Source organism: Paractinoplanes globisporus DSM 43857, assembly GCF_000379645.1.
Classification (GTDB): Bacteria; Actinomycetota; Actinomycetes; order Mycobacteriales; family Micromonosporaceae; genus Actinoplanes; species Actinoplanes globisporus.
The window spans coordinates 37,863-61,477 of sequence record NZ_KB903305.1 but is presented as its reverse complement, the minus strand read 5'-3'; the positions used below and the strand labels follow the sequence as shown (position 1 = coordinate 61,477).

23 protein-coding genes are annotated in these 23,615 nt (G+C 71.2%); 8 read left to right on the top strand and 15 right to left on the bottom strand.

Translation table 11 applies throughout. The features are described from left to right. Positions 1-146: 146 nt before the first annotated feature. Positions 147-728 carry a DUF4870 domain-containing protein gene (locus A3CQ_RS59205; RefSeq protein ID WP_026205898.1) on the top strand — a complete coding sequence of 194 codons (582 nt, stop codon included), beginning with the start codon at positions 147-149 and terminating at the stop codon, positions 726-728. Between the two features lie 40 nt (positions 729-768). On the opposite strand, the gene hemW is transcribed toward A3CQ_RS59205, so the two are convergent. After that, complete coding sequence (hemW, locus tag A3CQ_RS0119530; protein WP_040432619.1) at positions 769-1,971, bottom strand: radical SAM family heme chaperone HemW; 1,203 nt, start codon at positions 1,969-1,971, stop codon at positions 769-771. 30 nt (positions 1,972-2,001) lie between these two features. Between hemW and A3CQ_RS0119525 the strand changes: the two genes are divergently transcribed. The 3 genes from A3CQ_RS0119525 to A3CQ_RS0119515 all read left to right on the top strand — a co-directional run bounded on the left by A3CQ_RS0119525 (position 2,002) and on the right by A3CQ_RS0119515 (position 5,477). Continuing rightward, positions 2,002-2,781 carry an enoyl-CoA hydratase-related protein gene (locus A3CQ_RS0119525; RefSeq protein ID WP_020512636.1) on the top strand — a complete coding sequence of 260 codons (780 nt, stop codon included), beginning with the start codon at positions 2,002-2,004 and terminating at the stop codon, positions 2,779-2,781. A 72-nt stretch (positions 2,782-2,853) separates the two neighbouring features. Then, positions 2,854-3,714 carry a hypothetical protein gene (locus A3CQ_RS0119520; RefSeq protein WP_020512635.1) on the top strand — a complete coding sequence of 287 codons (861 nt, stop codon included), beginning with the start codon at positions 2,854-2,856 and terminating at the stop codon, positions 3,712-3,714. A 140-nt stretch (positions 3,715-3,854) separates the two neighbouring features. Continuing rightward, the gene (locus A3CQ_RS0119515) at positions 3,855-5,477 is read left to right on the top strand and encodes a PAS domain-containing protein (protein WP_020512634.1); all 1,623 of its coding nucleotides are present in this window, start codon (positions 3,855-3,857) and stop codon (positions 5,475-5,477) included. 74 nt (positions 5,478-5,551) lie between these two features. Here A3CQ_RS0119515 and A3CQ_RS0119510 read toward each other — a convergent pair whose 3' ends face one another. The 4 genes from A3CQ_RS0119510 to A3CQ_RS0119495 all read right to left on the bottom strand — a co-directional run bounded on the left by A3CQ_RS0119510 (position 5,552) and on the right by A3CQ_RS0119495 (position 9,532). Then, complete coding sequence (locus A3CQ_RS0119510; RefSeq protein WP_020512633.1) at positions 5,552-5,830, bottom strand: GlsB/YeaQ/YmgE family stress response membrane protein; 279 nt, start codon at positions 5,828-5,830, stop codon at positions 5,552-5,554. An 80-nt stretch (positions 5,831-5,910) separates the two neighbouring features. Further along, a complete protein-coding gene (lepA, locus tag A3CQ_RS0119505) occupies positions 5,911-7,794 on the bottom strand; it encodes a translation elongation factor 4 (protein WP_026205897.1) in 1,884 nt (627 codons plus the stop codon). A 223-nt stretch (positions 7,795-8,017) separates the two neighbouring features. Continuing rightward, positions 8,018-8,935 carry an MOSC domain-containing protein gene (locus A3CQ_RS0119500; protein WP_020512631.1) on the bottom strand — a complete coding sequence of 306 codons (918 nt, stop codon included), beginning with the start codon at positions 8,933-8,935 and terminating at the stop codon, positions 8,018-8,020. Positions 8,936-8,998: 63 nt separating this feature from the next. Next, on the bottom strand, positions 8,999-9,532 hold the full coding sequence (locus A3CQ_RS0119495; RefSeq protein ID WP_020512630.1) for a DUF4240 domain-containing protein: 534 nt from the start codon (positions 9,530-9,532) through the stop codon (positions 8,999-9,001). Between the two features lie 54 nt (positions 9,533-9,586). Here A3CQ_RS0119495 and A3CQ_RS0119490 point away from each other — a divergent pair, with 54 nt between their 5' ends. Together A3CQ_RS0119490 and rpsT are read left to right on the top strand one after the other, a co-directional pair. Continuing rightward, on the top strand, positions 9,587-10,555 hold the full coding sequence (locus A3CQ_RS0119490) for a phosphotransferase (RefSeq protein WP_020512629.1): 969 nt from the start codon (positions 9,587-9,589) through the stop codon (positions 10,553-10,555). Positions 10,556-10,738: 183 nt separating this feature from the next. Beyond that, the gene (rpsT, locus tag A3CQ_RS0119485; RefSeq protein ID WP_020512628.1) at positions 10,739-11,005 is read left to right on the top strand and encodes a 30S ribosomal protein S20; all 267 of its coding nucleotides are present in this window, start codon (positions 10,739-10,741) and stop codon (positions 11,003-11,005) included. A gap of 509 nt (positions 11,006-11,514) precedes the next feature. On the opposite strand, the gene A3CQ_RS62880 is transcribed toward rpsT, so the two are convergent. The 4 genes from A3CQ_RS62880 to A3CQ_RS53420 all read right to left on the bottom strand — a co-directional run bounded on the left by A3CQ_RS62880 (position 11,515) and on the right by A3CQ_RS53420 (position 16,281). Then, a complete protein-coding gene (locus tag A3CQ_RS62880; RefSeq protein ID WP_020512627.1) occupies positions 11,515-11,979 on the bottom strand; it encodes a hypothetical protein in 465 nt (154 codons plus the stop codon). Then, the gene (holA, locus tag A3CQ_RS0119475; RefSeq protein ID WP_026205896.1) at positions 11,976-12,959 is read right to left on the bottom strand and encodes a DNA polymerase III subunit delta; all 984 of its coding nucleotides are present in this window, start codon (positions 12,957-12,959) and stop codon (positions 11,976-11,978) included. The genes A3CQ_RS62880 and holA overlap by 4 nt, the downstream gene beginning before the upstream one ends. Before the next feature lie 200 nt (positions 12,960-13,159). Then, positions 13,160-15,481, bottom strand: coding sequence for a ComEC/Rec2 family competence protein (locus A3CQ_RS0119470; RefSeq protein ID WP_020512625.1), 2,322 nt, complete (start codon positions 15,479-15,481; stop codon positions 13,160-13,162). Continuing rightward, positions 15,478-16,281: a ComEA family DNA-binding protein gene (locus A3CQ_RS53420; protein WP_084699148.1), complete on the bottom strand. Its 804-nt coding sequence runs from the start codon at positions 16,279-16,281 to the stop codon at positions 15,478-15,480. The genes A3CQ_RS0119470 and A3CQ_RS53420 overlap by 4 nt, the downstream gene beginning before the upstream one ends. 482 nt (positions 16,282-16,763) lie before the next feature. On the opposite strand from A3CQ_RS53420, the gene A3CQ_RS0119460 reads away from it, so the two are divergent. Continuing rightward, complete coding sequence (locus tag A3CQ_RS0119460; RefSeq protein ID WP_245577274.1) at positions 16,764-17,558, top strand: putative protein N(5)-glutamine methyltransferase; 795 nt, start codon at positions 16,764-16,766, stop codon at positions 17,556-17,558. Between the two features lie 51 nt (positions 17,559-17,609). Further along, positions 17,610-18,866, top strand: a complete 1,257-nt coding sequence (locus tag A3CQ_RS62165) for a DUF1444 domain-containing protein (protein WP_020512622.1) — start codon at positions 17,610-17,612, stop codon at positions 18,864-18,866. 50 nt (positions 18,867-18,916) lie between these two features. Here A3CQ_RS62165 and A3CQ_RS0119450 read toward each other — a convergent pair whose 3' ends face one another. The 6 genes from A3CQ_RS0119450 to A3CQ_RS0119425 all read right to left on the bottom strand — a co-directional run bounded on the left by A3CQ_RS0119450 (position 18,917) and on the right by A3CQ_RS0119425 (position 23,548). Beyond that, positions 18,917-19,765: a DegV family protein gene (locus tag A3CQ_RS0119450; protein WP_020512621.1), complete on the bottom strand. Its 849-nt coding sequence runs from the start codon at positions 19,763-19,765 to the stop codon at positions 18,917-18,919. A 46-nt stretch (positions 19,766-19,811) separates the two neighbouring features. Beyond that, a complete protein-coding gene (locus A3CQ_RS60930) occupies positions 19,812-20,222 on the bottom strand; it encodes a hypothetical protein (protein WP_157296087.1) in 411 nt (136 codons plus the stop codon). A 41-nt stretch (positions 20,223-20,263) separates the two neighbouring features. Continuing rightward, positions 20,264-20,893, bottom strand: coding sequence for a histidine phosphatase family protein (locus A3CQ_RS0119440; RefSeq protein WP_020512619.1), 630 nt, complete (start codon positions 20,891-20,893; stop codon positions 20,264-20,266). A 70-nt stretch (positions 20,894-20,963) separates the two neighbouring features. Continuing rightward, positions 20,964-21,353, bottom strand: coding sequence for a ribosome silencing factor (gene rsfS / locus A3CQ_RS0119435; RefSeq protein WP_020512618.1), 390 nt, complete (start codon positions 21,351-21,353; stop codon positions 20,964-20,966). 39 nt (positions 21,354-21,392) lie between these two features. Next, positions 21,393-21,992, bottom strand: a complete 600-nt coding sequence (gene nadD, locus A3CQ_RS0119430) for a nicotinate-nucleotide adenylyltransferase (RefSeq protein WP_020512617.1) — start codon at positions 21,990-21,992, stop codon at positions 21,393-21,395. Between the two features lie 56 nt (positions 21,993-22,048). Continuing rightward, complete coding sequence (locus tag A3CQ_RS0119425; RefSeq protein WP_020512616.1) at positions 22,049-23,548, bottom strand: hybrid sensor histidine kinase/response regulator; 1,500 nt, start codon at positions 23,546-23,548, stop codon at positions 22,049-22,051. Positions 23,549-23,615: the final 67 nt, after the last annotated feature.

Genomic DNA, 23,615 nt, shown 5'->3' with positions numbered 1-23,615 from the left:
CGCGGTCGCATTGGCACTCCGAGTGACAGAGTGCCAGTCTACGTCGCCGTTCGCGGCAGCGCGATGATCGAGTCGACTGTCTATTCATCGACTCGATCAGCATGTCGCCCTCGACCGGGTTGAGCAGCGGCCCTACGGTGTCAGCCATGACTGAACCGCCTCGCCCGCCCGGTGAAGGTAGCTCCAACGACCCCACCGCGCCTTACAACCCATATGCGGCAAACGACCCGACTCCCGGTTCGACACCGCCGCCGTCATCCCCACCGCCGCCCCCGCCGCCCGGAGGCTACGCGCCTCCCCCGCCCGGTGGCTACACCCCGCCACCCGGTGGGTACAACCCGCCCCCGCAGCAGTACGGCGGCTACAACCCCCCGCCCGCCGGGAGCGGCCTCGACGACAAGAACTGGATCCTGATCAACCACTTCGGGGGCGCGGCCGGCGCCTTCATCGGTGGTGCGGTGACCGGTTGGATCGTTCCGCTGATCGTGCTGCTGGCCCGCGGCAACCAGTCGCCGCACGTCCGCAGCGAGGCGATCAAGGCGCTGAACTTCCAGATCCTCTGGTCGATCGTCGGCGTGATTGGCTGGGCGACCGCCTGCATCGGCATCGGCGTGGTCATCACGGCCGCCGCCTGGCTCGTGGCGATCATCTTCGGCGTCATCGCCGGCGTGAAGGCCAGCAACAACGAGCCGTACAACTACCCCATGTCGGTGCAGTTCATCAAGTAGTCGTGGTGCGGTAGGAGGCGCCGGGTCGGGGGCCCGGCGCTCAGACGACATCCCTGATCACTGCGTCGGCCAGCAGCCGGCCGCGCAAATTCAAAATCAACTGCCCTTTGCCGTACGCCCCGGGCACGAGCAGCCCGTCCTCGAGCGCCTGTTCGGCCCCGCGCTGGTCGACGCGCGCCAGCGGAATCCCGTCGCTGAGCCGCACCCGCAGCATGATGTCCTCGACCCGGCGGTCGTCGTCCGTGAGCATCTCCCGGGCCTGACCGGGCGAGGCCCCGTCGGCCAGCCTCTTCGCGTACGTGGCCGGGTGCTTCACGTTCCACCACCGCACGCCGCCGACGTGGCTGTGCGCGCCCGGCCCGAGCCCCCACCAGTCGGCGCCGGTCCAGTAGAGCAGGTTGTGCCGGCAGCGCCCCGCCTCGGACGTCGCCCAGTTGGACACCTCGTACCAGGAGAAGCCGGCCTCGCTGAGCGCCGCCTCGGCGGCCAGGTAGCGATCGGCGGCCACGTCGTCCTCGGGGTAGGGAAGCTCACCCCGCCGCATCCGGGCGGCCATCCGCGTCCCGTCCTCGACGATCAGCGCGTAGGCGCTGACGTGGTCGACCCCCGCGTCGATCACGGTCCGCAGCGAGGCCGCGAAGTCGTCCGCGGTCTCCCCCGGCGTGCCGTAGATCAGGTCGAGGTTGACGTGCTCGAACCCGGCCTCCCGCGCCTCGAGCGCGGCCCGCGGCGCCCGCCCCGCCGTGTGCTGCCGGTCAAGGATCCTGAGGACGGCCGGGCTGGCGCTCTGCATGCCGAGGCTGATCCGCGTGAACCCGTTGCGCCGCAGCCGGCGCAGGTAGTCGAGGTCGACGGACTCCGGGTTGGCCTCGGTGGTCACCTCGGCGCCGTCGGCCAGTCCCCACGCCTGGTCGATCCCCTCGAGGATCCGCCCCAGATCGTCCGCGCCGAGCAGCGTGGGCGTCCCGCCGCCCACGAACACCGTATCCACCTTTTCCGGGTTTATCGTGTTCTGGGCGAGCTTCAGCTCGCTCAGCACGGTGTCGGCGTAGCCCTCCCGGCTCGCGCCCCCGCCCAGCTCGCTGGCCGTGTACGTGTTGAAGTCGCAGTACCCGCAACGGCTGGCGCAGAACGGCACGTGCACGTACACACCGAACCCGTTCCGGCCCGCTCCCGCCACCGCCTCGATCGGAAGCGACCCGTCCACGGGCACGGGTTCACCATCAGGAAGAGCGCCGGCCATGCGTCAAGTGTGCACGGTTACTGTTCCGCCATGGATCTGGTCCGTACCGCCACCGCCGCCGGGGTGACCACCGTGACCCTGGACAGCCCGGCCAACCGCAACGCCCTCTCCACCCCGCTGATGACCGAGCTCCTCGACGCGCTCGCCACGGCGGTGACCGACCCGGACGTTCGCGTGGTGGTCCTCTCCCACACCGGCCCGGTCTTCTGCTCGGGCGCCGACCTCAAGGAGACCGCCGCGGCCCGCGAGTCCGGCCGGGTCCCGGCCGAGCTGCTCGCCGACGTGCTGGCCGCCCTGTGGGAGTTCCCGAAGCCGGTCGTCTGCCGGGTGGGCGGTCCCGCCCGCGCCGGCGGCCTCGGCCTGATCGCCGCCGCCGACCTCGCGGTCTGCACCCGCGAGGCCACCTTCGCCTTCTCCGAGGTCCGCCTCGGCGTCATCCCCGCCGTGATCAGCGCCACCGTCCTCCCCCGCCTGACCCCTCGCGCCGCCGCCGAGCTCTACCTGACCGGCGACGTCTTCGACGGCGCCCGGGCCGCCGAGATCGGCCTGGTGACCGCCGCCGTCCCCGCCGAGGGCCTGGACGCCACCGTGGCGGCCTACTGCGACGCCCTGGTCAAGGGCGGTCCGCTGGCCCTGGCCGGCGCCAAAGAGCTCCTCCGCCGCGCCCCGGGCCCCTCCATCCGAGCCGACCTGGCCGACCTCTCGGAGCGCTCGGGCACCTACTTCCGCTCGGCCGAGGGCGTGGAGGGCGTGACCGCCTTCCGCGAGAAGCGCCCCCCTTCGTGGATCCCGCCGGGTCGGGCGCTGTGACGTTATTCCGGTGCGGTCGTTGTTTACCCTTGTTGCCTGACGCCGGAAAAGGATCCTCAGAGACGCCGGGAGGTGTGGGTGCGCAAGGTGCCGGTTGTGGCCCTCGCTCTGCTGGCGGTCGTCACTCTGGGTGTGGTGATCGTGGTACGCGGGATGTCCGGTGACATCAAGCTGCCGAAGATCGGGCCCGAGTGCACCGTGCGGGCCGACGGCGAGGTCACGCTCGACTCCGTGCAGATGGCCAACGCCGCCACGATCACCGCGGTGGGCGTACGGCGGGGGATGCCGGAGCGGGCCGTGGTGATCGCGCTGGCCACTGCGCTGCAGGAGTCCAAGTTGGAAAACCTGGACGACGGTGACCGGGACTCGATCGGGCTCTTCCAGCAGCGGCCCAGCCAGGGGTGGGGCGACGCCGACAAGATCAGGGACCCGCGGTACGCCTCGGACAAGTTCTACTCCGCGCTCAGGAAGATCAAGGGCTGGGAGAAGATGCGGGTCACCGACGCGGCGCAGCGGGTGCAGCGGTCGGCGTACCCGAACGCCTACGAGAAATGGGCGGACGAGTCGGCCGTACTGGCGCGGGCTTTGACCGGCCGGGCGACCGGAGCCGTGGCCTGCACGGTGACGGGCGCGCCGGTGCTGCGTGGCGCGGCGGCCGCGGCCGCACTGATGAGCGGGCTCAAACTCGACTGGGGCAAGGGTCTCGCCCCGGCGGCCGCGGCCTCCCAGGCGGGGGGCCTGACCGTGGCGGTCTCCAACGCCAGCACCGGGTGGCGGTACGCACACTGGCTGGTCTCGCACGCGTCGGACACCGGTCTCGAAAGGGTACGTTTTGCCGATCTCGAGTGGCACGCGCCCGACGGCAAATGGCAGCCCGTAACCGCGGACGGCGGCGCGGACGAACGCAAGGTCATCGCCCAAGTGTTCAGCTGACGTCGCGAAAGTCCCTCATGGACGACCGGGCACGCTCCCACGACGGTAGCTCTGCGTGACATCCATCGATTCACCGGACAAACAGCGCAGCGTATACGCGCACATGGACAGACAGCTACGCCCCTGGTACTAAGAAACACGTGTCGAGGGCGATCGAATGGATCCTGCTTGGTTTCGGGAGTTGTCTGGCGATCATCATCGGCGTTCGGTGGCACCGCCCCTCCCGGGTCGGCCCCTGGCTGCTGCTGGCGGGATCGGTCGCCGCTCTCGCGATCGGTGACGTCTTCTACGCGGTCGGGGCCATGCCCGCCGCCGAGGCGTGTTACCTGTCGATGTTCGTGCTCGTCGCCGCCGCCCTCATGCAGTTCACCCGGGGCGGCTCGCTGCTGCGGGAGCGGGCCCGCCTGATCGACCTGCTGGCCGGCGCCTGCTCGACGCTGCTGGTCGTCTGGGTGTTCATGATCGGCGGCTACGCCCCGGCCGGGAAGATCTCGGCCGCCGACGTGATCGGCGACCTTCTGCTGATCGTGGTCTTCACCTGGCTGGTCCTCGCGGCCGGCCGCAACGTCTCGGCGTGCCTGCTGCTGGCCGGCTCGGTCGGCATGCTGGCCGCCGACATCATCTACCCGCTGGCGCCGGGCGCGCTCACCGAGGTGGGCTACATCGTCCTGTACGTCGCGTGGGGCCTGGCCGCGCTGCATCCCTCGATGACCAGGCTGACCCGGCCGATGCCGCCCCGAGCGACGCCCTGGCGCGGTCGCTGGGCGGTCCTGCTCGGCGCGGCCGCGGCGACCCCGCCCGCGGTGCTGCTCGTCGAGGCGCTCTCCGGCACGGTCCGCGACGGCGTCGTGATCGCCGTGGTCGGCGCCATCACCCTGGTGCTCGCGATCACCCGCCTCGCCGACTCGATCTCGCAGAACAGCCAGGCCGCCGCCCGCGAGCGCGCCCTGCGCACGGCCAGCGGCGCGCTGGTCGCCGCGGCCGATCCGCCGGCGGTGGAGGAAGCCGTGCGTGCCGCCGTACGCCAGCTCATGCCGGCCTCGTCGGTGCGCGACGTCGTGCTCGCCCTCGACGAGCGTGGCGCCTCCGTGCCGCCCACCCCGCCCGGGCCCGGCCCGCGCAGCTGGTGGGCGGACGAGTCCGGTGAGGACAACACGATGGTCTGCCCGCTGTGGCTGGAACCGATGGAGGTGGCCCGCCCGAGCGGCGGCGCCCTGGTCATCACCGCCCGGCGGGAGGTGCTGGCCAACACCCGCGACGCCCTCGAGGTGCTGGCCGGGCAGGCCGCCATGGCGCTCGACCGGATCACGCTGGTCGAGGCCGTCGGCCGCCGCGACAGCGATCAGTACCTCCGCACGGTCATCGGCAACACCGCCGACCTGATGCTGGTGATCGACGACGACCAGCGGATCCGGTACGCGAGCCCGGCCGTCCACGACCTGGTCGGCGAGGAGTTCTCCCCGCTCGCGACGCTCACCGACCTGGTCCACCCGGACGACCGCGGGCAGGTGCGGCGGGCGTTCCAGTCCAACGGCGACGGCAAGCTGTTCTGCTCGCTGCGCCGCGCCGACGAGTCCCAGATCCTGATCGAGGCGACCTACCGCGACCTGCGCGAGGACCGCCTGGTGCGGGGGTACGTGGTGACGATGCGCGATGTGACCGACGGCCGCGACCCCGGCGAGCGACAGCCGCGCCGCGATCACCTGGAGGAGCTGCCCGCCTGGGTGAACCGGCGGAGCGCCCAGCACAAGTTCCGCTACTGACCCGGCCGGAGAAGGCAATGCGCCGGACCTGAACCAGGTCCGGCGCATTTCGATGGTGTTGTCGGCGGATGGTGTTACCGGCGGCTGACGCCGCGACGGCTGCCCATGCCGGCCACGAGGGCCACACCGATCGCTGCCAGGACGACCTGGAACAGCAGCTCGATCCAGTCGAAGCCCTTGGTGTCGGCTACGCCGAAGGCGCGGGCGAGCACCGTGCCGAGCAGCGCGGCGACGACACCGATGACCAGGGTCAGCCAGATGGGGATGTTCTGCTTGCCAGGCACGACCAACCGGCCCAGCGCACCGATGATCAGACCGACGATAAGCGCCGTGATGATGCCGGTGACAGTCATGTGGTTCCTCCTCGGGGTGGAGCAATCCGTTGCGTCCGTCGAGCCCCAGATTTCCCGAGCACAGGAGAAACCAAACCGACCTATTTCTTGCCTGCCCCTTTGGTGGCGTCCGGCCCGTCCGAGGTCGACAGCGCGGCGATGAAAGCCTCCTGCGGAACTTCCACCCGGCCGACCATCTTCATCCGCTTCTTGCCCTCTTTCTGCTTCTCGAGCAGCTTGCGCTTACGGGTGATGTCACCGCCGTAGCACTTGGCGAGGACGTCCTTGCGGATCGCGCGGATCGTCTCCCGCGCGATGATCCGGCTGCCGATGGCGGCCTGGATCGGGACCTCGAACTGCTGCCGCGGAATGAGTTTCTGCAGCTTGGCCGCGATGCTCACGCCGTAGTTGTACGCCTTGTCCTTGTGCACGATCGCGCTGAACGCGTCGACCGGCTCGCCGTGCAGCAGGATGTCCACCTTGACCAGCTCGGCGACCTGCTCGCCGGACGGCTCGTAGTCCAGCGAGGCGTACCCCTTGGTCTTGCTCTTCAATTGGTCGAAGAAATCGAAGATGATCTCGGCGAGGGGCAGCGTGTACCGCAGTTCGACCCGTTCGGAGGACAGGTACTCCATGCCGAGCAGGCTGCCGCGGCGGCTCTGGCACAGCTCCATGACCGCGCCGACGTGCTCGTTCGGCACCAGCACGGTGGCCCGTACGACCGGCTCGTGGATCTCGGCGATCTTGCCGGTCGGGAATTCGCTCGGGTTCGTGACCACGAACTCCTGCGCGTCCTCGGTGTACACGCGGTACACCACGTTCGGCGCTGTGGAGATCAGGTCGAGGTTGAACTCGCGCTCCAGCCGCTCGCGGATGATCTCCAGGTGGAGCAGGCCGAGGAAGCCGCAGCGGAAGCCGAAGCCGAGCGCCAGGGAGGTCTCGGGCTCGTAGACCAGGGCGGCGTCGTTGAGCTTGAGCTTGTCGAGGGCGTCGCGCAGGGCCGGGTAGTCGGAGCCGTCGATCGGGTAGAGGCCCGAGTAGACCATCGGCTTCGGGTCCTTGTACCCGCCGAGGGCCTCCTTGGCCGGCCGATTGTTGCCGGTGACGGTGTCGCCGACCCGGGACTGGCGGACGTCCTTCACGCCGGTGATCAGGTAGCCGACCTCGCCGACGCCGAGCGCGCCCGCCTTCTCCATCTCGGGCGAGACGACGCCTATCTCGAGCAGTTCGTGCACCGCACCCGTGGACATCATCTTGATCCGGTCGCGCGCCTCGATCCGCCCGTCGATGACCCGGACGTACGTGACGACACCGCGGTACACGTCGTACACCGAGTCGAAAATCATCGCGCGCGCCGGCGCCTTGGGGTCACCGACCGGCGGCGTGAACTGCCGGACTATCTCGTCCATCAGATGGTCGACGCCGACGCCGGTCTTGCCGGAGACCCGCAGCACTTCGGACGGGTCGACGCCGATCAGCTTGGCCAGCTCCTCGCCGTACTTCTCGGGCTGCGCGGCCGGCAGGTCGATCTTGTTGAGCACCGGGATGATGTGCAGGTCGTTCTCCATCGCCAGGTACAGGTTGGCGAGCGTCTGCGCCTCGATACCCTGCGCCGCGTCGACCAGCAGGACCGCCCCTTCGCAGGCGGCAAGGCTGCGGGACACCTCGTACGTGAAGTCGACGTGCCCCGGCGTGTCGATCATGTTGAGGACGGCGGTGTCGCCCTTTTTGTCGCCCTCACGCACCACCCACGGCATGCGCACGGCCTGCGACTTGATGGTGATGCCGCGTTCCCGCTCGATGTCCATGCGGTCGAGGTACTGCGCCCGCATCTGCCGCGGGTCGACCACCCCGGTGATCTGCAGCATCCGGTCGGCCAGCGTCGACTTGCCGTGGTCGATGTGCGCGATGATGCAGAAGTTGCGGATGCGACTCGGGTCGGTAGCCCCGATCACATTCACAGCGGGGTCGAGCGGTCCAGGCACGTTCTTCCGTTCTTTCCAGGCCGAGGTGGTCAGCCAAGCCGTTTCGGCGCCGACGTCGCGGCACCGGTGGTTCGCACTGCTCGGCTCGTTCGCACCGGGTTGGTTTCGCAGGCAGTCTCGCAGGGCAGTTCGCGGGCAGTACGCGGGCAGTTTCGCAGCGGGTTTCACGCACCGGCGAAGCCGGCCCGCGTTCTATCGTCCCACGCCCGCACGCAAGCCCCGCTCACACCCGTTCAAGCGGCGCATGCGGCAGCGGCGGCAACTCGGCCGTGACCACGTCCCCGGGCCGCACAACCCCACCCCGAAGCACAACCGCCATGACCCCCGCCTTACGCACCACGTTCCCCGCAGCGTCCCGCCCGATAACCTCCTTGAGCAGCCCCTCAGCAAACCCATTGATCTGCCCACACGGATTGCGCAGCCCCGCAAGCACCACAGCCGGCCGCAGATCCTCCCCCAAATCCCGAGCCGCAGCCGCCGCAAGCGCCACCGCCGAGGCAGCAGTAGGCCCATCCAACTCCGCCGCCGCAGCCACCTCCAGAACAGCGCCGAGCGGCCCTCCCGAAAAGCCCACTCCCGCCGCCACGCCCATTCCGACTGCCCCGCCGCCGCCCGCCGCGCTCACTTCCGCCGCGCCGCCGCCGCCCGCCGCGCTCACTCCCGCCGCGCCGCCGCCCGCAGCATCCACTCCCGCCGCGCGCGTTGCTACCGGGCCACCGTCGCCTCCGGCGGGGCTTCCGCCGTCGACTTCCGTTCCAGCCGCCGCGCCCATCGGCGGCCCATCCCCCGAGTCGGCGCCGGCCCGCGCCGGTGGGCCGAAGCGCAGGATCGTGCCCACCGGCAGCCCCAGCAGATCGATGCCGCTGGTGGTCACGTTCTCGCCCAGGTTCCCCGCCGCGACCGCGTACCCCTTGGCCCCGACCTCGGCGAACAACTCCTGCTGGATCAGATGCACCTGCCGGAAGTTCGGCTGCGTCGGATCGGCCCGCACCCGCCCCCGGTGCTTGACGTACACGCCGGCATGCACGTCCCCCTTCACCCCGACCCCGGCGATCAGGACGATCTCGCCCCGCACCGGCTTCGTGAACGCATAGGTGTCGTTACAACTGACCGCGGCAACCGTCCCCTGTGCAGCCTCCATACCTCAGAGTGTCGCCGAGCGAGCGCCCGCCGCTCGACCGTGTTTCTCGCGCATTGGTCTCCCCTAGTCGGGCGGCTCCAGGAACAGAGCGGACAAACGGGGCAGTCGCCTCTGCATCTCCTCCTCGTTGTCGAAATCCCACAGGTCGGCCGCGTCGGGACGGGTCGCCGGGCCCTCCCCGGCCGGCAGCTCGGAGCCGGTGGCCTGCCGATAGGCCTCGGCCCCGATGGCCAGCACCTCCCCCGCCTCGAAGACCGCACCGGTATCGGAGGCGGCCCGAACCGCCGGGAGCTCGGCCAGCGAATCGGGCGCCCGCACCGATTTCGCCACAGCCTCTCGCCCATGCGCGATCAGCCAGCCGCGGAAGGCGTCGAAGCCCTCGTCGGAACATCCGCCGTTGATCAGGTAGGCCGCCGCCCACAGGTCCTGCGTGCCGGAGGCGACCATGACCTTGTCGAGGTGGCGGGCCCAGGCGACGATCTCCTCCGGGTCACGGGTGGCCAGGTCGGCGGTGGCGCGTTCGGCCACCTCGCCGGGGGAGGCGGGCCGATCGGCGGTCGCGCGGTCGATGACCGCCCAGAAGTCGTCGGTTCTCATGGCGAGGATCCTGCCAGTCGGGTACGACAAAATTCGGGACGGCAGGATGGGCGGGTGCGACCGATTTCGCTTCCCGACGTCGCGTACGGTGCCACCGCCGTACGCCCTCAATGGTCTGACCTGCCGGAAAGCCTGCGGAACGCGATCGCGGCCCGGCTTGGCGCGCCGATAGCCTCGGCGCAAAGCGCCGGCGGCGGCTTCACCCGCGCCTTCGCCGCGATCCTCACGACGTCGGCCGGCCAAAGTGCCTTCGTCAAGGCCGCACCCCTTCAAGATCCAAATTCCCAGTGGTACGCGCGGGAAGCGGCGCTGACGACCGCCCTGCCGAGCACGGTCCCCGCCGCCAGACCGCGCTGGACGATGGTGGATTCCGACTATTTCGTCCTGTGTCTGGAGGCAGTCGACGGGCACGTGCCGGCGCTGCCCTGGTCACCACCCGAACTCGAGGCCGCCCTGGCGGCGTGGACGGCGGCCGCCGAAGCGCTGCGTGAGCCGTCGCCGGAGCTGCTGGCGGTGGGCGTGCCAACCTTGCCGGACATTCTGCGCGGCGAGATGTCCTGGTGGTCGGCGATCCAGGGCGGACACGAGCCGATGCCGAGAACCGCTGGGAACACCGTCGCGCTGGCCAGGCTTCGCGAGCTGGCCGCGTTGGAGCGCGACCTCCCCGCCCTGACCGCGGGCCACGGCCTGATGCACGGCGACCTACGCATCGACAACGTCATGATCGATCGAGCTGGCCGCGCCTGGCTGTGCGACTGGACCTGGCCCTCCCTGGGCGCGCCCTGGTTCGACACTGTGACGCTGCTGGTCAGCGCCTACGCGAGCGGCTTGGACGCGGACGCCCTCCTCGCGCCCTGGAACGCCCCCGCCGAGGGGGTGGACGGCGCGCTGGCCGCACTGGCCGGCTACTGGCTGGTGCGAGCCGACGGCGGCCCGAGCAGCGCCTCGCCGCACAGCCGACAGCACCAGCGCTTCAGCGGCGAGCAGGCGCTGGCCTGGCTCACCGACCGCCGCCGCTGGTGAGCCCGGAGCGGGCCGTTTTGGCGGGTCGTGGCGGTGCTGGTAGTCTGGTTCCTCGCGTGTGGTGACGCGCCGCTGTTTGCTGTTCCGGCAGACAGTTGCTCAGGCGGCTGGCTGTTTTGGCGACCGTGGTGACCACCGCGCTTGATACCAGTTTCCCGAACCTAGTCAGGACAAGGCTGTCGCGTGGCGAACATCAAGTCCCAGATCAAGCGCAACCGGCAGAACGAGAAGGCCCGGCTGCGCAACAAGTCGGTCAAGTCGTCGCTGAAGACGGTGATCCGCAAGCTCAACGAGGCGAGCGAGGCGGGCAACGTCGAGACGGCTACCGTTCTGCTGCGTGACGCCTCGCGTCAGCTCGACAAGGCTGTCAGCAAGGGCGTCATCCACAAGAACCAGGCGGCCAACCGCAAGTCGGCCATCGCCAAGCGAGTCGCCTCGCTGTCCGCCTGACCCTCAGGCTCAAACCGTCGGATCGGCGCACGGCTCCACGGACGCCGCCGCGCCGCTGCCCGCCACCTGCGGGCTGGTCATCGACGACCACACTCGGGCATCGCCGGACCCTCAACGGTCCGAGGCGGTGCCCGCGTCGTTTCCCGGCCCAGGTCGTTTCGGCCGGAGTCGCGCAAGGCACCACAGCGCGGGCACCGCTCGACGCGGGCACCGCTCAACGCGGGCAGCGCACGGCGCGGGCACCACACAGCGCGGGCAGCGCACAGCGCGGGCAGCGCACAGCGCGACGCGACGCGACGCAGTGCACAGCGCGCGAGGCAGCTCGGCGCGGCGCAGCGCGAGACCAGCGCGCAGCGCGAGACCAGCGCACAGCGAGGGCAGCGCACAGCACGGGCACCACAAGCGCGCGAGGCATCGCACAGCGGCCCCAGCGAGGCACGGACGCCCGAGACCGGCAGGCTTCGAGCGGCGCGCGGTAGGCCCGGACCGCGGCTACGAGTGTGCGACCGTCACTCGTAGCGGCGCGTGGCGGACTGGCGGACCCGCCACTGCTGGGCCTCGACCTCCTCAGCCCACGGACGCATGATGGGCGCGCCCCGCTCCCGATTGATGACCCCGGGCAGCCGGGTCGTGGCCTCCTCGGCCATCCGCATGGCGGGAGCCGGTCCCCCGGCGGTCGCCGGGCGCAGCACCTCCGCTCGAGCCGCGGCCGGAGCTCCCGGGCCGGCCGGTGCCGAGGGCCGGCTGAGCGCCCCGGCAACCACGTCGTTGAGCTTGACCATCACCGCGACGGTCAGCGGCAGCACCAGCACGCCCCACCAGCTGACCAGCTCGGCCAGCGCGAGCAGGGCACCCAGCGCGACCGTCCCCTCGAGGAAGATGAAGCACAGCAGGCCGCTCGGTGCGACGTTCCGCAGGCGCAGCAGCCGGGCATACAGCGGCGGGTGAGCCTCGCCACGGCGGGACGGGCTCATCGTGCCCCGCCCGCGCGCCGGGCCGCGACGACGGCGAAGACGGCCTTCTCGAGGGCGTACCCGCGATCCTCGGCGCCGCCCTTGACGTCGGCGTTGCAGTCGGCGGCGGCGCGCATCGCGTCGACCAGGCCCTCGGGGGTCCAGCCGCGGCTGCGTTCCTGGGCACGCTGAATCTTCCACGCCGGCATGCCGAGGGTGCTGGCCAGCTGGTACGGGTTGCCCCGGCCGGCCGCGGCGACCCTGGCCACCGTGCGGACGCCGTCGGCGATGGCGTCGGCGATCGGCACCGGGTCGACGCCGATGTGCAGCGCCCAGCGCAGCGCCTCGAGCGCCCCGGGCACGTCGCCGATCATCGCGGCGTCGGCCACCGTGAAGCCGCTCACCTCGGCGCGGCCCTTGTAATAGCGGGCGACCACCGCCTCGGTGATCTTGCCGTCGGTGTCGGCGAGCAGCTGTGAGCAGGCCGCCGCGATCTCGCGCAGGTCGTTGCCGACGGAGGCGAGCAGCGCGGACGCGGCCGCCTCGTCGCACCGGCCGCCGTTGCGGCGGAACTCGTCGCGGACGAACGCGATGCGCTCGCGATCGCCCTTGAGCTTGGCCGCGGCCACCACGGTGGCACCGGCCGTGCGCAAGCCGTCGGCGAGGGCCTTGCCCTTGGCGCCGCCGAGGTGCGTGACGATCAGCGTCACGTCGGGGTCGGGACTCTTCGCATAGGCCAGCAGGGCCGCGATCAGATCCTTACGCGCATCCTGCCCGGAGCGGATCACCAGCACCCGGCGGCCGCCGAACAGCGACGGGCTCAGCATCTCGGCGACCTCGCCGGCACTGATCGCGCCGCCCTCATACTCCCGGACGTCGGCATCGGGCTCGGCGGCGCGCGCCGCGTCGACCGCAGCCGTGACCGCGCGGGCGGCGAGCAGCTCCTCATCGCCGAGGACGAGCAGCAGCGGGTCGGGGGGCGCGGTGTTCACGCCCAATATCGTCGCACGGGGGGCTGACGTTTCCGCGAGGCTCACTCCTACGCGCAGAACGTCGATCACCGAATGCGAAGGCAGACATATCGGAGTAACAGCATGAGATGACCGCAGTAGAGTCGCTCGATCCCATCGAAGCCGCGTCGGCATCATCGACCTCCACTAATACCAACTAAAAGGACTAACCCGGGCGTGTCGGTGCGCCGTCATTGCGGAGGCGATCCGCGGGCCACCACGGCGAGACCACGGCCGGTGGCGACGGCCGCGAGGTCACCCGACTGATCCGTGCGCAGCACTCGCGCTCCCCCGCGAGCCAGCCGCGCCAGCAGCGACGCGTTCGGATGGCCGTAGTCGTTGTCCTTCCCCACCGACACGAGCGCCACGGCCGGATCGATCGCGTCGAGGAACTCCGGCTCTTGGTAGCTGGACCCGTGATGGGCCACCTTGAGGACGTCGGCCCGCAGCGCCGCGGCGCCCAGATGCCGGAGCAACTCGTCCTGCTCCTCGGTCTCCGCGTCGCCGGGCAGCAGCACGGTCTCGCCCCGCACCTCGGCCCGCAGCACCAGCGAGTTGTTGTTCGGGTCGGAGTTGGTGCCGTGCAGCGGCTCGTACGGCCCGAGCACGGTCAGCCGCAGGCCGCCGACCGCGTACGCCCAGCCCGGGCCGACGTCGTGCAGCGGAGTCCGCCCGGCCGCGGCCACCACGGACGCGCGCCCAGCCGGCGGATCGGGCCAGTCCGGACCGGCGACCGCCGCGACCTCGCGCCCCCGGAACACTCCGGCCACCCCGCCCACGTGATCGACATGGAAGTGACTGACCACGAACAGCACGACCTTGTGCACGCCGAGCCGCCGCAGGCAGTGGTCGACCGGGTCCGGCTCGGGACCGGCGTCGACCACGACCGCCCGGTCCGCGCCGGCGGGCAGCACGATCGCGTCGCCCTGGCCCACCGCGCACGCCACCACCACCCAGTTGTCGGGCGGCCAGCCGGGGGCGAGCACCCGCACCGGCAGCGCCCCGAGCATCCCGGCCAGGGCCGCGATCAGCACGAGCCGCCGCACCAGCGGTCGCCGCGCGGCGACCAGCAGCGCCACCGTGATCGCCGCGAGCAACAGCCCGCCCCACACCCCGCCCGGCCAGGGCAGCGCTCCGGCCGGCAGCCGAGCGCCGTAGGTGGCCACGAGCACCAGCCACTCCGCCGGCCAGTGCCCGAGCCAGGCCGCGAACTCGGCGCCGCCGGCCCACACCGGCGACAGCACGGCCGCGGCGACCCCGAGCAGCGTGGCGGGCGCGATCGCGGGAACGACCACGAGGTTCGCCGGGATCGCCACGAGGCTGACCGTGCCGGAGATGGCCGCCACGACCGGACCGCAGGCCACCTGGGCGGCCGCCGGGACGGCCAGCGCCTCGGCGACGCCCGGCGGCCAGCCCCGTCGCCGCAGCGCATCACGCCACGGCGGTGCGAGCAGGAGCAGTCCCGCGGTGGCGAGCACGGACAGCGCGAAACCCGGATCGGCCGCCAGCTCCGGGTCGTACAGCAGAAGAAGAGCGACCCCGGCACCCAGAGCGGGCAATGCCGCCCGAGGCCGGCCGGAGGCCAGGCCGATCAGTCCGATCGCGCCCATCGCGGCCGCACGCACCACGCTCGGCGAGGGCCGCGCCAGGATCACGAAACCGACCAGCACGACCGCGCAGACCACCGCCCGGGTCACCGGCCCGGCGCGGGTCCACCGCATCGCGAAGAGCACGACGCCCAACACAATTGCCACGTTGGCGCCCGAAACCGCCATTAAGTGCGTCATTCCGGTCGTACGGAAGTCGTCGCTCAAGGCCGGATCGAGGCGGCTCGTATCCCCCACGACCAGGCCGGGCAGCAGTCCGCCGGAGTCGTCGGGCAGCGGCGCGCAGGCACGTTGCAGGCCGGTCCGCAGCACCCCGGCCGCCCGCTGTGCCCACGGTGGACGGCCGATCAGCGTCGGCACCTCCCTGATCGACACCACGGCCGCCCGCAGGTCACCGCCGCGCGGCGGCATCAGCCGGCCGTGAGCGGTCACGCGCTGCCCGGGCAGCAGGCCCTTCCAGCCGGGATCACTGCCGAGCACCAGCGCCCGCGCCGACAGTCTCAGCGGCCGGGCGTCCTCGGCGCCGACCTCCCGCAGGTCAACGGCGACGAGGTACGTCGGGGACCGGCCGGGAGACGCACGCAGGGCACGGGGATCATCACGAACAACTGCTTCGACGCGTACGGGGTCACCCGCCCGCACAAGCGCAACCAGCGGTCCCGACTCCCGGGTCGAGACCCGCGCGCCGGTCATGCCGGCGCCGCAGCCCGCGCCCAGCAGGACAGCCAGCGCGATCCAGCGCGTCGGATGCCGGGGCAGAAGCGCGATGGCCAGGGCGGCGCCGCCGAACGCCGCGGCGCTCAGCAGGAGGCCGGAGCGCGCCGAGAGATAGAGCGCAGCCAGCGACGACAGCCAGGCCGCCACCGCGAAGCCGGCCAGCCGCAGGTCCGGTACCCGGCCGTTCACACCGTCACCAGGTCTTTCAGCTCCTCGTAGCGGGCATCGCCGATACCGTCGACCTTCCGCAGGTCGCTGACCGCCCGGAAGCCGCCCTGTGCGTCGCGGGCGTCGAGGATGCGCTGGGCGAGCACCGGACCGACGCCGGGCAGGGTGTCGAGGTCGGCGAGGGTGGCCGTGTTGAGGTTGACCAGACCGCCGGCGGCCGCGGGCGCGGAACCGGCGGCCGGCGGCGCCACGCCCGGCGGCGGCGTGACGCCGACCATGATGAGTTCGCCGTCGACCACCTTGCGGGCCAGGTTGAGCATTGCCACGTCGACGCCGGGCTCGGCACCGCCGGCCGCGGTGAGCGCGTCCGCCACCCGCGAGCCGGGCGGCAGCCGTACGAGACCGGGATTTCGTACCTTGCCGCCGACGGCAACCACCAGTTCCGATGCGCTGGGCGCGGCGGACGGCTCCACCGTCGCGCCGGTGTTCTCGAAGGACGGCGGCGCGACCGTGTCGACGCGGGGACGAGAGCGCCAGGCCAGGAACGCCGCGATCACGATCACGACCACGGCGACCAGGGCCAGCGCCTTGACGCCGCGGTTGCCCGGATCGAACGCGCCGAGGCCGAACCGCTTGCCGTTGTCGGGCGGGCTGCCGCCGAAGGCACCCTCGGCGGTCAGGGATTGTTCCGGCTCGTCGGGATCGGGGGACGGCCAGGGCAGCGCGTCGTCCGGTTCCTCCGGCAGGACCCAGGCGGGTGGTGGCAGCGGGCGGTACTCCGGGCCCGAGGGGCGTAGGGCCGGCGGCGGTACCTCGTGCATGGGAACTCCGGAAGGGGACGGGACGGGATCGGAGGGCGGGGTCTCGCCGAGTGACCGCGGCGGCGAGGCCCACGCCGTTCCCGGCGGAAAGCCGCTGGTCGGGTCCTCTGTGGGCGGTGCGGCCGGGGCGGGAGCGGGAGAGGGCGGCGGCTCGGGCATCGCATCCAGGTCGACGTCGTCCGGCCAGGAGGAGATGACGTCCGACCAGTCCAGTGGTTCGCCGACCTCGGCCAGGTCGGTGAACGCCGTCGCATAGCGGGACGAAACCGCCGGACCGCCGTACAGGATGCGGCGTTTTGCCTGGTCGCGTGCGTCCTGGGAGGTCGCGGCCAGGGCCGACCGCAGCCGTGTCGCTACCACCTCGTCCTCGGGCATGCCAGGCACGTTAGGGATTTCGCAACCCCGCTGCCGGGCCCCCTGTGGACAGCCGCGAACTGTGGATAACTCCCACGCCCGGCATTTCTGTGCTATCGACTGGCGATGTGACATCGGGGATTCCGGCGACGTCGATCGCCGAGGCTGTTGTTCGCCTACGCGCCGCGGGCTGTGTCTTCGCCGAGGATGAAGCGGAGGTGCTCGCCGTCGCGGCGACCGACGAGATCGCGCTGAAGGCGCTGGTCGAGCGGCGTGCGCTGGGCGAGCCGCTCGAGCAGGTCGTCGGCTACGCCGACTTCTGCGGGGTTCGGGTCCGGCTCCGTCGTGGGGTTTTCGTTCCACGCGTACGCAGTGAGCTCCTCGTGCGGACGGCGGTGCGGAGCGCTTCCGCGGGGTCGGTCGTCGTCGACCTGTGCTGCGGATCGGGCGCCTTGGGTCTGGCCGTGCGAGCGCGGCGCCCCGGCATCGACCTGCACGCGGCCGACGTGGACCCGGTCGCGGTCGCCTGCGCCCGGGACAACCTGGACGGGAACGTCTACCAGGGCGATCTCTACGACGCGCTGCCCGGCCATCTGCGCGGCCGGATCGCGGTGCTGCTGGCCAACGTGCCCTACGTCGCCACCCGGCACATCCCGCTGCTCCCGGCCGAGGCACGCGACCACGAGCCGCCCTCCGCGCTGGACGGCGGCGACGATGGCCTCGACATCTTCCGGGCCGTGGTGGCCGGGGCCGACGAGTGGCTGGCGCCGGGCGGGATCATGCTCTCGGAGATCACCGAGGCGCAGTCCGGCGCCGCGATCGAGGCGATTCGGGCGGCCGGGCTGGACGCTGACCTGCTCGTCGACGAGGACCTTGAGGCCCGGGTCATCCGCGGGCAGAAAACTGTCGGTGCCATGCGCTAACGTCGGCGGCCTCAAGGGAGATGAGGGCGTCGGTTGGGTCTGCTACAGCGGATGGCCCGGGCGCGACTCGGTGGTCTGGTGATCCGCCGATTGCGCCGCGCAGGCTTCACCGACGCGCGGTACGACGCACGCGGTTTCCGGGTCCGCTTCACCGCGGACGGCGACGAGACGCCGACGATCCTGGAGCTCGCTCCGCTGCTGGCAGCACGGGGCGGGCGCCGGAGGGCACGGGTGGATCGGTTCGTGGCCGGCCTGAGGGTGCCCGCGATGCCGCTGGACTGGGCGGAGGCCCGGCCGCTGCTGCGCCCGGTCTTGCGTGGTGGCACGCCGGGATCGCCGCTGAGGCGTCCGGTCCTGCCGTTCCTGTACGAGTACGTGGTGGTCGATCAGCCGGACACCATGACCTACGTCGGGCCGGATCAGCCGGCCGGTTGGGGGGTGAGCGCGGAGGAGGTCTTCGCGGCGGCCCGGGCGAACCTGTCCGGGGCGGTGCTGCAAGGCGTCGCGAGCGAGCCGGTGGTGGTGCGGTTCCTGGACGACGGGGACGCCTACTGGACGTCGCACCTGCTGCTCGACGGCTGGCTCGAGCGGCTGGCGGGGCAGGTCGGCGGCGTGCCGGTGGCGTTCGCGCCGGAACGTGGCACCCTCCTGGTCACGGCGGACGGGAGCGAGCATCTGCGAGGGCTCTTCGCCCAGGCGGAGGAGATCTACGCGAGCGCATCCCGGCCGATCACCCCGATGGCGTACGGGTACGACGACCGCGGCTGCACGGTGCCCTACACGGTCCCGCCCGGCCATCCCCTGCACGCCGCCGTGCGCCGCGCCGAGGGCCTGCTCGCCGTCCACGAGTACACCCGCCAGGCCACGAGCCTGCCCGAACCGCCGGCCGAAGCCGAGCCAAGCACAGCCGACGCGCCAAACACGGTGGGTGCGCCAAGCACAGCAGACACGCCAAGCACGGCGGATGCGCCAAGCACAGCCGACGCGCCAAGCACGGTGGGTGCGCCAAGCACAGCAGACACGCCGAGGACGGCGGATGCGCCAAACACGGCCGACACGCCGAGCACGGCCGACACGGAGACGTGGCGGGGCGCGCACATGGTGGGGCTCAGGCTGGTGGGCTCGGAGGGTGAGGGCTGGCGCACCCGTGCGATCTGGGAGCGAGACGAGCCGGTTCTGCTCCCGGTGGCCGACGAGGTGCAGGTGGGCGCCGACGTGCGCTCGTGGGACGAGGTGGTGCCGCATCTGAGCGCGGCGCCTCGTCTCGAGCCCGCCCGCTGGGCAGCCGACGGCTGGCCGTCCGCCTGATCGACGGTCATGGGCGCGGGGCAGCCGGCAGGCCGCCATCTGGTTGACGGTCAGGGGCGGCGGTGGACCACGACCCCGACGACGCCGGGGCCTACGTGGGCGGCTACCACCGCGCCGATCTCGGTGATGTAGCAGTCTCGTAGGCGGTCGGTCAGGCGCATGGAGACGGCGTCGGCCAGGGCTGCGGCGCGCTCGGGGGCCTCCAGGTGGTGGACGGCTATGTCGACCTCGCCGTCGCCGCTGACTTCGACCGCGTAGTCGACCAGTTTGGCCAGGGCTCGGCCGGCGGTGCGGACCCGGTCGCGGACGACTATGGCGCCGTCGACCACGTGGAGTATGGGTTTTACCGAGAGGGCGGTGCCGAGCAGGGCCGAAGCGGCGCCGATGCGGCCGCCTCGTCGCAGGTACTCCAGGGTGTCCACGTAGAAGAGCGTGCTCACGCGGGAGGCATGGTCGGCTGCTTCGCCTCGTACGGAAGCAAGGTCTTTGCCCTCGGAAGCGGACCTGGCCGCCGCCAGCGCGGCGAAGCCCAGGCCCATGCCGGTTGTCTCGCTGTCGACGACCTGGACATGATCGCCGAGCTCGGCCGCCGCCAGGCACGCGGCCTCGAACGTGCCGGACAGTTTTGCCGACAGATGGACCGAGACGATGCCGTCGGCGCCGGCGTCCAGCAGGCGGCGGTAGGCCTCGGCGAACTGGGCCGGTGCGGGGCGGGACGTGCTGACGGCGAAACGGCGAGCGCTCAGGGCGCGGGCCACCTCGGCGGGCTGGATCTCCAGGCCCTCCAGACCCTCGGCGCCGTTGATCACCACTGTCAGGGGGACGACGGTCAGGTCATACGAGCCGCTCAGTTCGGCGGGCAGGTACGCGGTGGAGTCGGTGACAACCGCGACGGGCATGCGAGGGACGGTAACCGATTCCCGCGCGGGAAGCCGCAAGGCGCGATCATGCGGGGCTCACCGAGGTGACGACGAACGGGACACCCTGCTGACAGGTCGTCATCATGCCGGGCTCGGAACGCCCGGTCACCGTGACCTTCTTGCCCACGGCGGCCGACGCCTTCAGCGACGGATCGTCGAAATACAGCAGGTGGGAGCCCGTGCTGTCCTTGATCAGCCGGCAGTTGGCCTCGACACCGGCCTCGACCGTGCCGGTCACGGTCTGTGCACGACCGGTCGACGGCTCGACCGAGGGCGACGGCGACGCGGAAGCCGATGCGGACGACGCGGGGGCCGAAGAAGCCGGAACCGAAGAAGCCGAGGACGCCGACGAGCCGGTCGCGGACGGCGAGTTGCCGGCGCAACCGGCGACGCACAGCACAAGCGTCAAGGCGATGGCAAGGCGACGAGTCAGCATGATTCTTGGACGCTACCGGACCAAGCCGAGTTCCCCCAGGGTCAGACCGGGGGCGGCACCGGCCGGTCCGTGAACGGCCCGACGTTGTACGCCGCGACCTGCCAGCCTCGCTCGCGATCGTGCGTCAGCTCGACCCAGTGACAGTTCTGCAGGGCGCGCAGCGTGCGCAACTGCTCCAGCGGCCACCCGAGCAGGTGCCCTATCCCCTGCCGGGCCGCCGCGCCGTGCGTGGCCACCACGACCGTGCCGCCGGGCGGCGACAGCTCGGCCGCCGCGTGCAGCGCCTCGGAGACGCGCCGGCCCAGGTCGGCCAGCGTCTCGACCTCGCCGCCGACCTCCTGGCCGTGCGTCCACCGCTCGTACTGGTCGGGGTAGAGCTCGGCCACCTCGGCCATCGTGAGGCCCTGCCAATTGCCGAAGTACCGCTCGCGGAACCGCTTGTCGTAGTTGATCGTCAGCCCGCTGAGCGCGGCGAGCGCGGCGGCCGTGTCGGCCGCGCGGTGCAGGTCGCTGGAGACGATCATGTCGGGCCGCATCTTGATGAGCAGCTCCGAGGCGTCGACCGCCTGCTGGCGGCCGACCGCGTTGAGCGGCACGTCGGTCTGCCCCTGGACGCGATGGCTCGCGTTCCAGTCGGTGTTCCCGTGCCGCCAGACGATCAGCCGGCTCATCGGGCGGCCCGCTGAACGATGAAGGCAAGGCGCCGAGCGATGAAGGCCGGCCGCCGAGCCTCGAAAAGACTCACGAGGCGTCGGCGTCGACCATGTCCCGGTCGACGAACGGGATCGTCGGACAGTCTTTCCACAGCTTGTCGAGGGCGTAGAACTCCCGCTCCTCGGCGTGCTGGATGTGGACGACGATGTCGACGTAGTCGAGCAGCACCCAGCGGCCCTGCCGCTCGCCCTCACGGCGCACGGGTTTAGCCTTTTCCGGCAGGTTGACCAGGGCTTCCTCGATGGCGTCGACGATCGCGATGACCTGCCGCTCGTTGGACGCGGAGGCGATCACGAAGGCGTCGGTGATGTAGAGCTGCTCGGCGACGTCGATGACGACAATGTCCTGCGCCTTCTTGTCGGCAGCGGCCTGCGCGGCCGCCATCGCCAGTTCGAGCGCGCGTTCGGTGACGGGCAAGAGCGTCCCCTCGTTCGGTGTCCTGGAGCTACAAGCGTCTCACACGGGTGTGACATTTCCCGAGCCCCGATAGAGGCCACGCTTGTTGATGTACTGCACAACACCGTCGGGAACCAGATACCAGACCGGCTGACCGAGGGCGACCCGCTCGCGGCAGGCCGACGAGGAGATGGCCATCGCCGGCACCTCGACGAGGGTGACCGAGTCGGCCGGCAGGTGGTCGCCGGAGAGCTCGAAGCCGGGCCGCGTGACGCCCACGAAATGCGCCATGGTCAGCATCTCGAGCGCGTCCTTCCAGCTCAGGATGCGGGCGAGCGCGTCCGCCCCGGTGATGAAGAACAGCTTGGCGTCGTTCCCGAAGATCGCCCGCATGTCCCGCAGCGTGTCGACCGTGTAGGTGGGCCCGTCGCGGTCGATGTCGGCCCGGCTGACGTGGAAACGCGGGTTCGAGGCCGTCGCGATGACGGTCATCAGATAGCGGTCCTCGGCCGGGGAGACCCTGCCCTTCTCGTACGGCTCGCCGGTGGGCACGAAGACGACCTCGTCGAGATCGAACCGCGCCTGCACCTCACTGGCCGCGACCAGGTGCCCGTGGTGGATCGGATCGAAGGTGCCACCCATGATCCCGATCCGGCGCATCAAAAAAATATATGCCTTTCCGATCAAGGGTGGCGGGCGGGGCGGTTGGATGGGGATCAGTCGTCCAGCCGTTTGCGGACGGCCGCAAGCAGGTCACCGGCCGTGAAAGGCTTCTCCAACAGCTCAACCCCGGGATCGAGCGTGCCCTGCGAGTGCAGCACCGGCTGCGCATATCCGGACATGTAGAGCACTCGGGTGTCGGGCCGCACGCAGGTGAGTCGCTCGGCCAGCTCCTTGCCCAGCATCCCGGGCATCACCACGTCGCTGACCAGCAGATCGATGGCCCCCTCATGCCGCGCGGCCAGCTCGAGCGCCGAGGCCCCGCACTCCGCCGACAGCACGTGATAGCCGGCCCCGGAGAGGATCCGCCCGGCCACGTCCCGCAGCGCCGCCTCGTCCTCGACCACGAGAAGCGTCTCCCCCTGACCACCTATAGGGGAAATGTCAGGATTATCGGGGGAAGGGGTAGCAGTCGCCACGGGAAGCAGCACGGTGACAGTGGTGCCCAGCCCCACCGACGAGGCGATCGACACCTCGCCCCCGGCCTGCGTGACGATCCCGTACACGCTGGCCAGCCCCAGTCCCGTACCCCCGCTGCCTTTGGTGGTGAAAAACGGCTCAAAGGCCCTATCCAGCACCTCGGGCGACATCCCCTCCCCGGAATCGCTGACCCGGAGGCACACCTGGTCCCCGTGCCGCGCGGTGTCGATCACCAGGTCGCCGCCCGACGGCATCGCATCCCGCGCGTTGACCGACAAACTGACCAGCAACTGCTCGATCTGCCCCGGATCGCACATCACGGCCGGCAGGGACGGCTCAGCGCGTACGAGAAGATTGATGTGCTCCCCCAGCGAACGCCGCAGCATCTCCTCCACCTCGAAGATCGCCCCGTTGAGGTCGAGCACCTGCGGCCGCACCACCTCCCGCCGGGCGAAGGACAGCAGCTGATGGGTGAGATCGGTCCCGCGCTGCCCCGCGCGCACCACCTGCTTGGCATCCGCCGCGATCGCCTTCAGATCGGGCGACGGCGACGAAGCTTCCTCGATCACGAAGTTCGCATAGTTCACGATCACGCCGAGCATGTTGTTGAAGTCGTGGGCGATCCCCCCGGCCAGCTGCCCCAGGCTCTCCAGCCGCTGGCTGCGGTGCACGTGCGCCTCGGCCCGCAGCCGCGCCTTCTCCTGCTCGGCCCGGGCCCGCTCGCTGAGGTCCCGGATCACGCAGACGGCGAGCCGCCCCTGCGGCGTGTCCACGATCGCGACCGACGACTCCACCGGGATCTCGCTGCCGTCCCGCCGCCGGATCGTCGTGGTCACCGCCCCGACCGGCCCGGGGCGCCCCTCCTCGAGCCGTCGCCGGCGCGCGGCCGGCATCATCCGGGCGTCGTCGGTGAGCAGGGTGTCGATGCGCGTGCCGAGCAACTCGTCCCGGCCGAAGCCGTACAGTTCCTCGGCCCGGTCGTTGACCAGCACGATCCGGCCGTCATCCTCCATCACGAGGATCGCGTCCGGGGCGGCCTGCAGCAGACCGCCGGCAAGCTCCTCGGACCACTCCAAGACACCCCCACCCCCTAGGGGCGAGGGTATCCGCTAAAAGCGTTTAGCAGAGTTCGTTCGGAAAAGG

Excerpts from the sequence above, each read along its gene's own strand:
- A3CQ_RS59205 (WP_026205898.1), top strand. The coding sequence starts at position 147 with ATGACTGAACCGCCTCGCCCGCCCGGTGAAGGTAGCTCCAACGACCCC.
- hemW (WP_040432619.1), bottom strand. The coding sequence starts at position 1,971 with ATGGCCGGCGCTCTTCCTGATGGTGAACCCGTGCCCGTGGACGGGTCG.
- A3CQ_RS0119525 (WP_020512636.1), top strand. The coding sequence starts at position 2,002 with ATGGATCTGGTCCGTACCGCCACCGCCGCCGGGGTGACCACCGTGACC.
- A3CQ_RS0119510 (WP_020512633.1), bottom strand. The coding sequence starts at position 5,830 with ATGACTGTCACCGGCATCATCACGGCGCTTATCGTCGGTCTGATCATC.
- A3CQ_RS0119500 (WP_020512631.1), bottom strand. The coding sequence starts at position 8,935 with ATGGAGGCTGCACAGGGGACGGTTGCCGCGGTCAGTTGTAACGACACC.
- A3CQ_RS0119495 (WP_020512630.1), bottom strand. The coding sequence starts at position 9,532 with ATGAGAACCGACGACTTCTGGGCGGTCATCGACCGCGCGACCGCCGAT.
- A3CQ_RS62880 (WP_020512627.1), bottom strand. The coding sequence starts at position 11,979 with ATGAGCCCGTCCCGCCGTGGCGAGGCTCACCCGCCGCTGTATGCCCGG.
- A3CQ_RS53420 (WP_084699148.1), bottom strand. The coding sequence starts at position 16,281 with ATGCACGAGGTACCGCCGCCGGCCCTACGCCCCTCGGGCCCGGAGTAC.
- A3CQ_RS62165 (WP_020512622.1), top strand. The coding sequence starts at position 17,610 with ATGGCCCGGGCGCGACTCGGTGGTCTGGTGATCCGCCGATTGCGCCGC.
- A3CQ_RS0119450 (WP_020512621.1), bottom strand. The coding sequence starts at position 19,765 with ATGCCCGTCGCGGTTGTCACCGACTCCACCGCGTACCTGCCCGCCGAA.
- A3CQ_RS60930 (WP_157296087.1), bottom strand. The coding sequence starts at position 20,222 with ATGCTGACTCGTCGCCTTGCCATCGCCTTGACGCTTGTGCTGTGCGTC.
- A3CQ_RS0119440 (WP_020512619.1), bottom strand. The coding sequence starts at position 20,893 with ATGAGCCGGCTGATCGTCTGGCGGCACGGGAACACCGACTGGAACGCG.
- nadD (WP_020512617.1), bottom strand. The coding sequence starts at position 21,992 with ATGCGCCGGATCGGGATCATGGGTGGCACCTTCGATCCGATCCACCAC.